Annotated in this window: 1 pseudogene; it reads right to left on the reverse strand. The window is 69.1% G+C overall.

Annotated features, from left to right (window positions below):
* Positions 1-304, reverse strand: a pseudogene (locus tag FJ658_RS15715) (XRE family transcriptional regulator); the annotation flags it as partial.

Genomic DNA, 304 nt, shown 5'->3' on the forward strand with positions numbered 1-304 from the left:
GTCCTCGACGTCGAACACCTGCCGCGCCGACCAGTACCGGCACACCACCTGGCCCTCGACCGCACCGAGCGCATCCGTCGGGAACAGGGCGCCGTCGTTCTCGTAGGCCTTCGAGATCGCGCCCGACTCGTGCACCTTGAGGAAGTGCACCGGGATGCCGAGGTGCTCGGTCGCGAGGTTCGTGAAGCGGTGCGCCGCGGTCTCGTAGCTCACCGCGAACGCGTCGCGCAGGTCCTCGACCGAGAGCTCGCGCTTCGTCTTGGCGGCGGTCAGGAACTCGACCGCGCTCCTCTCGGGGATGAGC

The sequence above is a fragment of the Schumannella sp. 10F1B-5-1 genome (assembly GCF_006517535.1).
In the GTDB taxonomy this organism is placed as follows: domain Bacteria; phylum Actinomycetota; class Actinomycetes; order Actinomycetales; family Microbacteriaceae; genus Schumannella.